Source organism: [Actinomadura] parvosata subsp. kistnae (genome assembly GCF_900323885.1).
GTDB classification, from domain to species: Bacteria; Actinomycetota; Actinomycetes; order Streptosporangiales; family Streptosporangiaceae; genus Nonomuraea; species Nonomuraea composti.
The window spans coordinates 25747-39533 of record NZ_OOHJ01000027.1 but is presented as its reverse complement, the minus strand read 5'-3'; the positions used below and the strand labels follow the sequence as shown (position 1 = coordinate 39533).

General features: G+C 73.2%; 13 protein-coding genes. 6 read left to right on the top strand and 7 right to left on the bottom strand.

All coding sequences use genetic code 11. The annotated features are described in order from the left end of the window. Positions 1–6 precede the first annotated feature (6 nt). From hisH to hisD, 5 genes are read right to left on the bottom strand one after another with little or no spacing between them, the layout of a single operon-like run. Positions 7–645 (bottom strand): imidazole glycerol phosphate synthase subunit HisH, encoded by a 639-nt coding sequence (gene hisH, locus KIS93_RS54780; RefSeq protein WP_222108025.1) that lies wholly within the window; start codon positions 643–645, stop codon positions 7–9. Continuing rightward, entirely contained in the window at positions 639–794 is a 156-nt protein-coding gene (locus KIS93_RS54775) for a hypothetical protein (RefSeq protein ID WP_168019310.1), read from the bottom strand. Before KIS93_RS54775 ends, hisH begins: the two co-directional genes overlap by 7 nt. Next, complete coding sequence (gene hisB, locus KIS93_RS54770) at positions 791–1384, bottom strand: imidazoleglycerol-phosphate dehydratase HisB (RefSeq protein ID WP_080041029.1); 594 nt, start codon at positions 1382–1384, stop codon at positions 791–793. Before hisB ends, KIS93_RS54775 begins: the two co-directional genes overlap by 4 nt. Next, positions 1381–2451 (bottom strand): histidinol-phosphate transaminase, encoded by a 1071-nt coding sequence (locus KIS93_RS54765; RefSeq protein ID WP_080041030.1) that lies wholly within the window; start codon positions 2449–2451, stop codon positions 1381–1383. The genes hisB and KIS93_RS54765 overlap by 4 nt, the downstream gene beginning before the upstream one ends. Then, entirely contained in the window at positions 2448–3755 is a 1308-nt protein-coding gene (gene hisD / locus KIS93_RS54760; protein WP_080041031.1) for a histidinol dehydrogenase, read from the bottom strand. The genes KIS93_RS54765 and hisD overlap by 4 nt, the downstream gene beginning before the upstream one ends. Positions 3756–4133: 378 nt before the next feature. On the opposite strand from hisD, the gene KIS93_RS54755 reads away from it, so the two are divergent. From KIS93_RS54755 to KIS93_RS68040, 4 genes are all read left to right on the top strand, one after another. Then, positions 4134–5087 (top strand): hypothetical protein, encoded by a 954-nt coding sequence (locus tag KIS93_RS54755; RefSeq protein ID WP_080041032.1) that lies wholly within the window; start codon positions 4134–4136, stop codon positions 5085–5087. Between the two features lie 36 nt (positions 5088–5123). Then, on the top strand, positions 5124–5318 hold the full coding sequence (locus tag KIS93_RS54750) for a hypothetical protein (protein WP_080041033.1): 195 nt from the start codon (positions 5124–5126) through the stop codon (positions 5316–5318). 48 nt (positions 5319–5366) lie between these two features. Further along, a complete protein-coding gene (gene ligD / locus KIS93_RS54745) occupies positions 5367–6371 on the top strand; it encodes a non-homologous end-joining DNA ligase (protein ID WP_080041034.1) in 1005 nt (334 codons plus the stop codon). Positions 6372–6459: 88 nt separating this feature from the next. Beyond that, positions 6460–8187, top strand: a complete 1728-nt coding sequence (locus tag KIS93_RS68040; protein ID WP_080041035.1) for a trypsin-like serine peptidase — start codon at positions 6460–6462, stop codon at positions 8185–8187. 205 nt (positions 8188–8392) lie between these two features. Here the strand turns inward: KIS93_RS68040 and KIS93_RS54735 are convergent, their stop codons facing one another. Next, entirely contained in the window at positions 8393–9511 is a 1119-nt protein-coding gene (locus tag KIS93_RS54735; protein WP_230466399.1) for an MFS transporter, read from the bottom strand. A gap of 54 nt (positions 9512–9565) precedes the next feature. Here KIS93_RS54735 and KIS93_RS66730 point away from each other — a divergent pair, with 54 nt between their 5' ends. After that, positions 9566–10477 (top strand): AraC family transcriptional regulator, encoded by a 912-nt coding sequence (locus tag KIS93_RS66730; RefSeq protein WP_230466400.1) that lies wholly within the window; start codon positions 9566–9568, stop codon positions 10475–10477. Positions 10478–10542: 65 nt separating this feature from the next. Continuing rightward, positions 10543–11037 (top strand): Cys-tRNA(Pro) deacylase, encoded by a 495-nt coding sequence (ybaK, locus tag KIS93_RS54720; protein WP_080041036.1) that lies wholly within the window; start codon positions 10543–10545, stop codon positions 11035–11037. Positions 11038–11540: 503 nt separating this feature from the next. Here ybaK and KIS93_RS54715 read toward each other — a convergent pair. Next, positions 11541–13736, bottom strand: coding sequence for a transglycosylase domain-containing protein (locus KIS93_RS54715; RefSeq protein ID WP_155129826.1), 2196 nt, complete (start codon positions 13734–13736; stop codon positions 11541–11543). Positions 13737–13787: the final 51 nt, after the last annotated feature.

Sequence of the window (13787 nt, the reverse complement as noted above, 5' to 3'; positions counted from 1 at the left end):
ACGGGCTCACAGCGTCTGGAGCCAGTTGCGCAGCAGCGCGGCTCCGGCGTCGCCGGACTTCTCGGGGTGGAACTGGGTGGCCATGAGCGGGCCGTTCTCGACGGCGGCCACGAACGGCACGCCGTGCTCGGCCCACGTGACGGCCGGCTCGGCGAAGCCCTCGCCGGTGCGCAGCTCCCACTCGCGCACGCCGTAGGAGTGCACGAAGTAGAAGCGGGTGGCCGCGTCGAGGCCGTCGAACAGCACGCTGCCGGCGGGCGACTTGACGGTGTTCCAGCCCATGTGGGGCAGCACCGGCGCCTCCAGCCGCTCGACCGTGCCGGGCCACTCGCCGCAGCCCTCGGTCTCGACGCCGTGCTCGACGCCCCGGGCGAACAGGATCTGCATGCCGACGCAGATGCCGAGCACCGGGCGCCCGCCGGACAGGCGGCGCCCGACGATCTGCTCGCCGCGCACGGCCCTGAGGCCCTTCATGCACGCCTCGAACGCGCCCACGCCGGGCACGACGAGCCCGTCGCACTCCAGCGCCGCCTCGAAGTCGGGCGTGACGGTCACCTCGGCGCCGGCCCTGGCCAGGGCCCGCTCGGCCGAGCGCAGGTTGCCCGAGCCGTAGTCGAGCACCACGACGTTCTTCTTGCTCACCACCACAGCACCCCCGCCGTGATCGCCATCGCCGCGCCCAGCGCGCAGACGGCCGCACCGATCTTGAGCCCCTGCTTGCCCAGGGAGAAGACGCCACCGGCCAGGAACAACCCGAGGAAGACCATCACGATGGCGAGAACGTTGTCGGTCATAGCACGCCCTTGGTGCTGGGCACCCCCGTGGCGCGGGGGTCGAGCTCGGACGCCTCGCGCAGCGCCCTGGCCAGCGCCTTGAACTGGGCCTCCACGATGTGGTGGGCGTTGCGGCCGTAGGGGACGTGCACGTGCAGGCAGATGGCGGCCTGCGCGACGAACGACTCGAGGATGTGGCGGGTCATCGTCGTGTCGTACTCGGGGCCGATCATCGGCGCCATGCCCTCGGGCTCGGTGTGCACGAGGTAGGGGCGGCCGGACAGGTCGACGGTGACCTGGGCGAGCGACTCGTCGAGCGGGCACGACGCGCTACCGAACCGCCTGATGCCCGACTTGTCGCCCAGCGCCTCGCGGAACGCCGCGCCCAGCGCGAGCGCGGTGTCCTCGATCGTGTGGTGCGAGTCGATGTGCAGGTCGCCCTCGGTCTTGACGGTCAGGTCGAACAGCCCGTGCTTGCCGAGCTGGGCCAGCATGTGGTCGTAGAAGCCGACCCCGGTGGCCACCTCGACCCGGCCGGTGCCGTCGAGGTTCACCTCGACCAGGACCGAGGTCTCCTTGGTGACACGCTCGATGCGACCTACGCGGCTCAAAGCACTCCTTCCAGGGCGGCGCGGAAGGCCGCCATCTCCTCGCTGGTGCCGATCGAGACACGCAGCCACTCCGGCGGGCCCACCTCGCGGATGAGCACCCCGCGCTCCAGCATCGCCTCCCACACCTTGCGCCGGTCGGGGAAGCGCCCGAACAGCACGAAGTTCGCGTCGGAGTCGGCCACGGCCAGGCCCAGGGACCGCAGCCACGTCACCGTGTCGTCACGCTCGCGGCGCAACGCGTCGACGGTGCCGAGCAGCTCCTCCTGGTGCCGCAGCGCCACGCGCGCCGCCGTCTGGGTGAGCGTGGACAGGTGGTACGGCAGCCGCACCAGCAGCAGCGCCTGCACCACGGCCGGGTGCGCGGCCAGGTAGCCCACGCGGGTGCCGGCCATGGCGAACGCCTTCGACATCGTCCGGGTGACGATCATGCGCGGGTGCGCGGGCAGCAGCGTCAGCGCCGACGGCGTGCCCTCGCGGGCGAACTCGGCGTAGGCCTCGTCGACCACCACGATGCCGGGCGCCGCCGCGGCGACCGCCTCGATCGTGTCGAGCGGCTGCGCGGTGCCGGTCGGGTTGTTGGGCGAGGTGATGAAGACGATGTCGGGGCGGTGCTCCTCGATCGCGGCCACGGCCTTGCCGGGGTCGAGCGAGAAGTCGTCCTCGCGGCTGGCCTTGACCCACTCGGTGCTGGTGCCGCTGGTGATGATCGGGTGCATCGAGTAGGACGGCTCGAACCCCATGGCGCTGCGGCCGTGGCCGCCGAACGCCTGGAGGATCTGCTGGAGCACCTCGTTGGAGCCGTTGGCGGCCCACACCTGCTCGGTGCTCAGCCCGTGGCCGAGGTAGGCGGCCAGCTCGGCGCGCAGCTCGACGGCGTCTCTGTCGGGGTAGCGGTTGAGCTCGCCCGCCTGCTCCCCGATCGCCCTGGCCAGGTCGGCGACCAGCTCGGGCGAGGGCGGGTAGGGATTCTCGTTGGTGTTGAGCCGGACCGGGACGTCGATCTGCGGCGCGCCATAGGGCGTCTTGCCCCGCAGGTCGTCGCGGATGGGCAGGTCGTCGAGGTTCACTCGGGCACTCGCCAGTCGAATCGGGCGCGGATCGCCGCGCCGTGTGCGGGCAGGTCTTCGGCGTCGGCCAGGACCGACACGTGGGCCGCCGCGCCGGCCAGCGCCTCGCGGCTGTAGTCGACGACGTGGATGCCGCGCAGGAACGACTGCACCGACAGGCCACTGGAGTGGCAGGCGCAGCCGCCGGTGGGCAGCACGTGGTTGGAGCCGGCGAGGTAGTCGCCGAGCGAGACGGGCGCGTAGGTGCCCACGAAGATCGCGCCGGCGTTGCGCACGCGCGCCGCGACGGCCGCCGCGTCGGCGGTGTGGATCTCCAGGTGCTCGGCGGCGTAGGCGTCGACGACCTTGAGGCCGTCGTCGATCGAGCTCACCAGAACGATGCCGGACTGCTTGCCGCTCAGCGCCTCGGTGATGCGCTCGGAGTGCTTGGTGGCCGAGACCTGGCCCGGCAGCTCCTTCTCCACCGCGTCGGCCAGCTCGGGGCTGGTGGTGACGAGCACGGCGGCGGCGATCGTGTCGTGCTCCGCCTGGCTGATCAGGTCGGCGGCGACGTGCACCGGGTCGGCCGTCTCGTCGGCCAGGATGGCGATCTCGGTGGGGCCGGCCTCGGAGTCGATGCCGATCAGACCCTTGAGCAGCCGCTTGGCCGCCGCCACGTAGATGTTGCCGGGGCCGGTCACCATGGTGACGGGCGCGCACTCCTCGGTGCCGTACGCGAACATGGCCACCGCCTGCGCGCCGCCCACGGAGTAGACCTCGTCGACGCCGAGCAGCGCGCACGCGGCCAGGATCGTGGGGTGCGGCAGGCCGCCGAACGCCTTCTGCGCCGGGCTGGCCACGGCCAGCGAGCCGACGCCCGCCTCCTGCGCGGGCACGACGTTCATCACGACGCTGGAGGGATAGACCGCGCGGCCGCCGGGGACGTAGAGGCCCACGCGATCGACCGGCACCCACCGCTCGGTGACCGTGCCGCCGGGCACGACCTGCGTGGTGACGTCGGCGCGCCGCTGGTCGCGGTGGACGAGCCTGGCCCGCCTGATCGACTCTTCCAGCGCCGCCCTGACCCTGGGGTCGAGCTCGGCGAGGGCCCGGTCGAGGGCCTCGGCGGGCACGCGGGCGGAGGCGATCTCGACACCGTCGAACCTGGCGGTCAGCTCCCGTACGGCTGCCGCCCCGCGATGGCGCACGTCGTCGCAGATGGGCCGCACCTTCTCCAGGGCGGCCTCGACGTCGAGCTCGGCGCGGGGCAGCACGTCGCGCAGGTCCTCCGGCAGAGAACCGCGCATGTCAATACGGGAAATCACCCTGACAGTCTACGGAGTCCGGGCCCTGAATCTGGTTCTGTCCATCATGCGGACATGTCGGGCGCGGCGCTTCGGGGGCGGCACGTCACGTCGGGCACGGCGCTTCGAGGGCGGCGCTTCGGCCGTGGCGCAAGTGAAGGCCGCGGGGCGGGCGCTCGCCGACGCGCGCCCCGCGGCCACCATCACCCCGGACCGGGCCTGCCGGGGTGGAAGCCGTGGCCGTCACGGGGGCACGGCCACGGCAGGGAAAAGCTCAAGGGGTCACAACTGCCCGGGAGCGGCCGGCTCTAACGTCTCTGCCAAGAAAAACTTTGAGTAATCAAAAGCTAACGTTACGTCATCTTTACGGCCGGGCACGTGTCGTAGAGGGGCCGTCTCATGCACCACACCAGCACCGGCACACATCACCTGGGCCGGACGATCTGCTCATCTCTCCAGCACGCCGCGGCCCTGCACCCGGTCGAGACCGCCGAGCCCGGCGCGGTGGCGGGCATCCCGCTCGTCCGGCCCGGCATCGACCCCGGCTACGCGATCCCCTCCCACGTCGCCGCCGCCGGCGTGCCGCGCGGCTCTCAGTGGAAGGCGACCTGGAAGGCGGCCCCCGCCGGCGAGCCGTCCGAGGAGCACTGGGCCGAGGTACGCAAGGTCTGCGACTGCTGCTTCACCGAGGACGAGCGGCGGCGCGGCACCGCCGTCATCGGCCACCGCGCCTCCCACCCCACGGAAAGGCTCGTGCTCGACCACTTCGAGGAGCTGATCTCCCGCTACCCGGAGCACCTGGCGTTCGGCGGCCGCCTCGGCACCCGCTACCCGTGGCGGGCCGCCACCGCCACCGCCGCGGGCGGCACCCGGCTGCGGTACTCCGTGACCAGCGAGATCCGCAAGGCCGTCACCGCGTCCGGCGGGTGGGCGGCCGGCGGCACGATCGACATCACGGTGCCCGGGCACGCCGCGTTCACCGGCGGCTACACGCACGGGATCGGCAACACCAGCCCCTGGCCCAGCTCCGACACCGTGCACTCGCACCTGCTCGTCGAGCCGGGCGAGCGCGGCAGGATCGACGTCCACGGCATCGGCGGGATCTACTCCGGTTTCCTCTACTTCGCCATGACCGGCCTCCCCCGCCACGACGAGCACGGCGCCCGCTGCTTCGACCTGGGCGGCCACCACGTCTGGACGACCCTCGGCTACCTGTGCTTCCCCGTCGAGGACGCGTTCGTCAAATCGCCCGACGCCCCCGCCGCCGTGCTGCGCCTGCGCCGCACCTGGCCCGACGGCGTTCCCGAGCCGGGCCCCGCCCTTCTCGGCACCCCGGGGGAGAGCCGCCGTTGACGTGTCCATGATGTCCGGGCGCATACCCTTACCGGCATGGGACAGTGGCGCGGGCCGGACGGCATCCTCGTCGAGGCGATCATTCTGGACGATCGCCCGCTGCTGCGTGTCTCCCACCAGGTCAACGGGCGCACCTACCTGCGCGGCTACTGCACCACGGTCTCCGAGCTCGGCCAGCACGGCGTGGATCTGGCCGAACTGGTGGAAGACAGACCTCTTGACCATCTGTAGACCCCTCCTCACCACTGTCGATCAAGCGGACGGGGTACGGCATGAGCCATGGTGCGGCTGCCGGCCTACGCGCCGATGCTGGCCCAGCTCGGGACGCTGACCTCCGTCCAGGGCGACGACTGGGCCGTGGAGATGAAGTGGGACGGCGTGCGCGCCCTCGCCTACATCGAGGACGGCGCCGTCCGCCTGATGTCGCGCAACGGCAAGGACATCACCCCCGCCTACCCCGAGCTGCAGCTCATGGCCGGCGCTATCGGCCGGCACGACGCCGTCCTCGACGGTGAGGTGGTGGCCTTCGACGACGCGGGGCGGCCCAGCTTCGAGGCGCTGCAGCCCCGCATGCACCAGCGCAACCCGGCCGCCGTGGCCGAGCTGACCAGGGCGGTGCCGGTCACGTACATGGCCTTCGACATCCTGCACCTCGACGACTCCGGGGTGGTCGCGCGACCCTACACCGAGCGGCGCGAGCTGCTGGAGGGCACGCTGCGGCCCGGGTACCGGTGGCAGGTGCCCGTGTGGTTCGCCGACCACGCGTCCCAGGCGTTCGACTCCTCGCGGCAGCTCGGGCTCGAAGGGGTCGTGTGCAAGCGGATGGGCTCGCCCTACCGTCCCGGCCGGCGCAGCGGCGAATGGACCAAGATCAAGAACGTCAGCGCGGTCGAGATCGTCATCGGCGGCTGGAAACCGGGCGGCGGGCGGCGCTCGGGGATGATCGGATCGCTGCTGCTCGGCGCCTACGACGCGCGCGGCCGGCTGCGGTACGTCGGCCACGTCGGCACCGGCTTCACCCAGGCCATGCTGCGCGACCTGCACGACCGGCTCGCGCCCCTGGAGCGGGACGACTCGCCGTTCGACGAAGTGGTGCCGCGCGAGCACGCCCGCGACGCCCACTGGGTGGAGCCGCGGATGGTCGGCGAGGTCCAGTACGCCGAGGTCACCGGCGACGGGCGGCTGCGGCACCCGTCGTGGCGGGGGCTGCGGCCCGACCGCGATCCGCGCGAGGCGAGCACCGCCGACCTCCTTCCCGGGCAGGGGGATGCCGCCGCGGGCTGATTTACCCGACACGGACCCCCCGACAGCACATCGTCACCATTTGGTGACTTAAGGTGACCAGAGGTCATCGAGCCGCTCGGGGGACATTGTGCGCAAAACTCTCGTCACCACCCTGACCACGCTGGCCGGGGTCACACTCGCCCTGCCCGCCGACCTGCCGGCGGCGGCCGACCCGCCGCCCGCCACCGGCACCACACCCACCGGCCAGTCACCACCCTCCCTCCAGACGGCGCCCGCCGCCCAGACGGTGCGGCCCGCTCCGCAGGGCCGCCCCTGGGGCGCCGCCGCGTCGCCGGTGATGCGGCCCGGACGGGCGGTGCGGTACTGGACGGCGACCAAGCAGGCCAAGGCCAAGGCCGCCGACCTGCCGCCCAGCATCCCCAGCACGGGAGTGGGCGCGGGCGTGGGATCGGGATCGGGATCGGGATCGGGCGTCGGCGGGAGCACGAGCGTCCGCGCGGGCTCGGGCGCCGGCTCGGGCGCCGGCGAAGGTGCGGGCGTTCGCGCCGGTGCAGGCGTCGGCGCGAACGGGACGGGCACAGGGCCGGGCACGGGCTCAGGCATGGGCGCCGGTGAGGAGTCGGACGACAGCGGCGGGGCGGCCGAGCGGCGCAGCGTGCCCTCCGCCAAACGCATCACCCCAGGCGGTGACACCAACGGTTACGCCCGGGTGCGCCGCCCGTACACGGGGACGCCGGCCAACCGGATCACCGGCCGCCTGTTCTTCGTCAACGCGGCCGGCAACGGCGACTCGTGCAGCGCCTCGGTGGTCCGCTCGGCGTCCAAACTGCTCGTCGTCACCGCCGCCCACTGCGTGTACGGCGTGCCCGCCGGCGCGGCGACCGGCCGCTGGCACACCAGCTTCGCGTTCGTGCCCGCCTACGACGGCCGCGGCGCCACCGTGCGGCAGCGCGAGCCGTACGGACGCTGGGGCGGGCGGCGCGCGTGGAAGCCCGACGGCTACACCGGCGCGCCCGGCGGCGACTGGAACTCCATCTACGACGTCGCCCTCATCGAGGTCGGCCGCCGCAACCGCACCCTCCAGGACGCCGTGGGCGCCTTCACCCCGCTGCTCAACCAGGGCGGCAAGCACACGATCGCGACCACCGGCTATCCGGGGCTGCTCGGCAGGAAGCCGTACGACGGCAGGGACCAGCTCTGGTGCCTGGGCAGGACCAGGCCGGCGCTCGGGATCGCCCACGGCGACGGCGTGCTCGCCGCCCGCAGCGCGGCGGCGGCGTCGAAGGCGGGGCGGATGGAGACGTTCAACTGCCACCTGTTCAAAGGGCACAGCGGCGGGCCGTGGGTGGTCAAGGGCACCGGCGACCTGGTCGGCGTGCTGTCGGCGGGCAAGGAGGACGGCGAGTCCGACGGCAACTCGGTGGCCAACGCGATCAACCTCGACGGGTACGGCGCGATCGTCAAGCGGGCCGACCCGCGCGGGGTGTACGACGCGCGTTCCATCACCCTGTCGGGCCCCGCCCGCCCCGTGCGGGCCGGCGGCACCGCCACGGTCACCGCCACCGTCACCATGCGCGGGCTGATGGCCGCCGCCCAAGTGCCCGTCACGCTCACCGTGCCGCCCGGCGCCAGCCTGACCTCGATCAGCGGCGCCACGTGCCGGAGCGGCGAACGCGAGGCGTCCTGCACGATCGGCACCCTGCACCCGGGCCATCCGGTACGGCTCCAGGCCCGCGTCCGCGTGGCGCCGGGCGCGCCGGACCGGCTGCCGGTCACGGCCCGCGTCACCTCGACCCGCCTGGACCCGGCCCAACGCGACAACACGAGCGTCCTGCGCCTCGCGACCACCCGTTAGACGCCGGCACCACCGCCTCCCACCCGATCGGACGGCGGCCACCACCTCCCGCTCGACCGGACGGCGGCCACCGCCTCCGGCCCAGTCGGACGGCCTCCTTCAGCTGGTCAGGCGGCTTGGCTGCTCAGGCGGTGGGCTGGTCAGGCGGCTTGGTTGCTCAGGCGGTGGGCTGGTCAGGCGGCTGGCTGGTCGAGCGACGGGCTGGTCAGGCGGCGGGCACCGGCTCCTTGATCGTGCGGGCCATGAGCAGGGCCAGCAGCGGGAACACGATCAGGCAGGCCAGCGCCGTCCGCAGCGACGCCGCCTCGGCCACCGCGCCCACCAGCGGGCTGGCCAGGCCGCCCACGCTGACCGCCAGCCCGAGGGTGACGCCACTGGCCGTGCCCACCCTGGTCGGCAGGAAGTCCTGCCCCAGCGTCACGTGCAGGGAGAACGGGGCGTACAGGGCGATGGAGGAGGCGGCGACGAACAGGTACGCGGCGGGGCCGGGCACGAGCACCACGCCGGCGACGGCGGGCACGGCCAGCGCGTACGACAGCCGCATCGTGCGCACCCGCCCCAGCCGCGCCGCGGCCCGGCCACCGACCACCGTGCCCACCGCCCCGCCGGCGAACAGCACGAACAACGCCACCGCCCCGGCCGCGCCGCCTCCCATGTAGAGGGCCACGAAGGCGCTCAGCCCGACGTACACGACGGAGCGGAAGACGATCACGAGCGTCAGCCGGGCGAACGACGGCCAGTCGTCCCGCCCCGCGACAGGACCTTCCGCGCGTCCCCGCGGAGCCCCACCGGACAACGCCATGATCGCCGGCAGCGTCAGGACCGCGCCGAGCACCGCGGGCAGCACGAGCAGCGGCGAGGCGCCCAGCCCCCACCCCGCCAGCAGCGGCGTCACCAGCACGGGCGCCGACGCGAAGCCCAGCGTCCCGCCCGTCGCGAACCAGCTCATCCGCACATGGCTGCCCTCGCTCGCCATCCTGGCCAGGCGCGCCGACTCCGGATGGTAGGCGGCCACGCCGAGCCCGGACAGGGCCGCCGCCAGCCAGGTCAGCACGTACGAGTCCGAGACGCCGCACACCGCGACCCCCGTCCCCGCCAGGATCATGCTCGCGGGGATCAGCCACGGCATGCGCCACCTGTCCGTGAGCACGCCGAAGATCGGCTGCACGATGGACGACAGCAGCGTGGCGGCCAGCACGATGCCGGACACGGCGACGTACCCGTAACCGCGCCCCGCCACGAGGAACGGCACGAGCGCGGGGACCGCGCCCTGGTAGAAGTCCACGGTGGCGTGGCCGGCGGCGAGCATGGGGATCCTGTTCACGCCTCGATCCTCGCCCCGGGGGCGAATGGCTCGCTTCCGATAAAATGCCAATACATGACGGAAATCCGCCACCTGTCCGAAGCTCCCACCGGCAGGCGCCCCCTGGCACCCGGGGCGGGCATCGACGCCCACCGCCACGACACCCACCAGATCGCCTACGCCAGCCGCGGCGTCATCTCCGTCACCACCGACGCCGGCACCTGGGTCGCCCCGGCGAACCGCGCCCTCTGGGTACCGGCGGGCACCGTCCACGAACACCGCGCCCACGGCGACACCGACCTCCGCCTGGTCGGCCTCACCCACAACCCCCTCGGCCTGGACCGCCCGGCCGTCCTCGCAGTCGGCCCCCTGCTCCGCGAACTGATCATCGCCTACACCAGCGACCCGTCACACGACGACAGCGACCCGCGGAGGGACGGCAGGGACTCGCAGCAGGACGCAGGCGGCTCACAGCAGGACGCAGGCCACTCCCGACGGAATAGCGGCAACTCACAGCGAGACGGCAGCGACGCGCGGCGGGGCGGCAGGGACTCGCAGGAGCGTGGCGGGGACTTGCGGCGGGACGGCGGGGAGCGGGCGCGGCTGCTGGCGGTGCTGCTCGACCAGCTCAAGCACGCCCCCGAGCAGCCGCTGCACCTGCCCACCGCCCGCGACCCCCGCCTGGCCGCCGTCTGCGCCGCCCTGCACCGCGACCCGGCCGACCCCAGCACCCTCGCCCGGCTCGCCGCCCGCGCCGGCACCAGCGACCGCACGCTGGCCCGGCTGTTCAGGGCCGAGCTGGGGATGACGTTCCCGCAGTGGCGCACCCAGCTCCGCCTCCACCACGCCCTCCTCCTGCTCGCCGACGGCCTCCCCGTGACCACCGTCGCGCACCGGTGCGGGTGGGCGTCGGCGAGCGCGTTCATCGACGTGTTCAGAAGAGCGTTCGGGTACACGCCCGGCCGGGTGCGCTCGACCCCCGGGTGAGCGCCCCGACTCGAACGGCGGCACCCGCACCATGATCGTCAGCCATCGCGCTATGGTCATCAACCATGTCGCGCAAAACCAAGACTGGGGGCACTCCGGCCACCATGGCGCTGGCCAAGGCGGGGGCGGAGTTCACGCTTCATCCGTACGAGCACGATCCCGCCGCCGCGGCCTACGGCGAGGAGGCCGCCGACGCGCTCGGCGTACCGTACGAGCGCATCTTCAAGACGCTCGTCGCGGAGGTGGAGAGCGGGCTGGCGGTGGCGGTCGTGCCGGTGGCGGGCAAGCTCGACCTCAAGGCCCTGGCCGGCGCGCTCAACAGCAAGCGAGCCGCCATGGCCGACGCCGCCAAGGTCGAGCGGGTCACGGGGTACGTCGTGGGCGGGATCAGCCCGCTCGGACAGCGCAAGCAACTCCCCACCGTGGTCGACTCGTCGGCACTGGACTTCGAGACGATCTACTTCTCGGCCGGCAAGCGCGGGCTCCAGATCGAGACCGCTCCCGACAACCTCATCACCCTCACCCGCGCCGTCACGGCCCCCATCGGCAAACCCGCCTGACCCCACCCCTTCCCCACCACACTCCGGCCGAGCTCCTTCCGGGGTGAAAGGGGAAGGGGCCGCCCAGCACCCGGCCTCAGGGCAGCGGCGGCGCCACCGCACCGCAGGCCCATGCCGCCGCACGCGCCCACGCCCGGACCGCAGGAGGGCAGCGCGCCGGCGCCCGCAGCGCACGGCGGGCCAGCGCACGCCACAGCGCAGGGCCGCACGCACCTGCACCGCACCACCGGCCGACGCCGCACCACGCGCCTGCACCGCACCGCAGGCCAGCGGCACGCCGCCGCTCGCACAACACCGCAGCGCGCACTCACTCAGCACCGCCCGCCCCCTCCCCGCCGCACTCCGGCTGAGGTCCTTCCGGGTGAAAGAGGAAGGGGCCACCAGCCTCCGGCCTCGGGGCAGCGGCGACAAGCGCCACCGCACCCCAGGCCGACACCGCACCGCGCACCTGCAGCTCGCCGCCGGTCGGTGCCGTGGTACGCCGGAGCGGAGCGTGGGTCCGGTTATCGTCTCCGGCCGTGGTGGTGGCCTTCAGGGGACAGGGCCGGGCGGTGGGGGTGGTTGTGTCGTGGGCGTATGACGAGGTGGTGGGGGCGGTCCCCGTGGTGGGGTGGCCATTCCAGGGAGGGTGTGCCGGGGCCCTGGCCGAGGAGCCATTCGAACAGCCTCCGGTAGCGGCGTCCGAACGGGTGGTTCCCGCGTTTCTTGCGTTCCTCCTCCGCCAGCGCCTTCTCCAGCCCCGGCGTGTGGCCGCCGCCGAAGCGGGACATGTCGGGGCCTGGGAAGCCGCGGGGTTCGGTCCGGCGCAGGGCGGCGTCCATGGAGTCGACCCAGATCGGCCCGGGCAGCGACGCCCCCTGCACCGACCCGAAGTACTGGTCCCCGATCTGCACCCCTTGGAGGGGGAAGCGGTAGGAGCCGCGGATGTCGCCGACGCTGACGGCCGCCGCGAGGTGCGGCGTGTAGCCGGCGAACCAGGCGGAGGTGTAGCCGTTGTTGGTGCCGGTCTTGCCGGCGGCGGGCCGGCCGAGGGACTGCCCTTTCATGGTGCCCTTGTCGAACACGCCCTGGAGCACGTGGCTGACGGCGTCGGCGACGCCGCGGTCGAGGGCCTGCTCGCAGGAGGGCGGGACGTGGGTGCGCCGCCCGTCCCTGCCGACGATCTCCACGATGGCGAGCGGCCGGCAGTACAGGCCGCGGGCGGCGAAGGCGGCGAACGAGGTGGCGACCGTCACGGGGTCCATCTCGTTGACCCCGAGCGTGAACGTCGGCACCTCCTTCAGAGGCTTCCCGTCGGCCCTGGTGATGCCGAGCGTCCTGGCCATGCGGACGACGTTGCAGAGCCCGACCTTGCGCTCCAGCATCATGTAGAAGATGTTCACCGATTTCCAGGTGCCGGTCTCGATGCTGTGCGGGCCGCCCTCGCCCTCGCCGCTGGCGTTCAGCACGCGGGTGTCCGGGTCGTTGACGGGCCGGCCGGAGCAGTCGCGGTAGCCCTGCCCGGGTACGAGCGAGCCGGGCGTCTGGAACCCGTCGCCGAAGCGCCACCCCTGCTGCAGCGCGGTGGCGAGGGTGAAGACCTTGAACGTGGAGCCGGCCTGGAAGCCCTGCCCGCCCCCGTGGGCCACGTCGGCGGGCAGGTTGAAGGTGGTCTTGGGGCCGTTCTTGCGGTCGCCGGGGTTGCGGCCGAAGCGTTTGCTGGCGGCCATCGCCCTGATCCGCCCGGTCCGCGGCTCGACCATGGCTTCGGCGGCGACCTCGGTGTCCTCGGGTGAGACGCGCTCGCGGATGGCCCGTTCTGCGGCGCGCTGCGCGATCGGGTCGAGGCTGGTCCTGATCGTCAGGCCGCCCCTGGCCATCCTGACCTGGCGTTCGCGGGCGGTGTTGCCGAAGACGGGGTTCGACAGGAGCTCCTGCTGCACGTACAGGCAGTAGAACGGGTACCGGCTCTGCGCGCAGCCGCCGGGCTCGGGGCGCAGCTTGATGGCCAGCGGCGCCGCCTTGGCGGCGGCGGCCTCCTGCGGGGTGATCTGTTTGAGCCCGGCCATGCGGTCGAGCACGAGGTCGCGGCGCATCTTCAGGCGTTCCCGCTGCGCCTGCCCGAGCGAGGGGTCGGTCGAGTACGGCATGCGCACCGCCCCCGCCAGCGTGGCCGCCTGGGTCAGGGTCAGCCGGGAGGCCGTGGTGGAGAAGAAGCGCCTGGCGGCCGCCTCGACGCCGTGCGCGCCGGCGCCGAAGTAGGCGATGTTGAGGTAGCGCTCCAGGATCTCGTCCTTGCGGTACTTCTTCTCCAGCGCCAGCGCGTACCGCAACTCGGTGATCTTGCGGGCGAGGTTGGGGGCGCGCGCCCGGTCGCGTTCGGCGTCGCTGCGCGCGCTCTCCACCAGGATGTTCTTGACGAGCTGCTGGGTCAGGGACGAGCCGCCCTGCCGGATGCCGCCCGCCTGGGTGTTGGTGAGCAGCGCCCGGATGGTGCCTCTGACGTCGAGGCCGCCGTGCTCGTAGAAGCGGGCGTCCTCGATCGCGACGATGGCCTTGCGCATCACGGGCGCGACCGCGCCGAGCCGCACGGCCGTCCTGTTGGCCTCGTAGAACTGGGCGAACGGCCGCCCGTCCTTGTCCAGCAGCCTGGTCACCTGGGCGAGCGGCTCCTCGCGCGGGGCGGGCGGCAGGTCCACGAAGGTGTTCGTGACGCTCATGGCGGCCAGGCCGCCCCGCCGACCAGCGGCGCGGCCAGCGCGGCCGCCAGC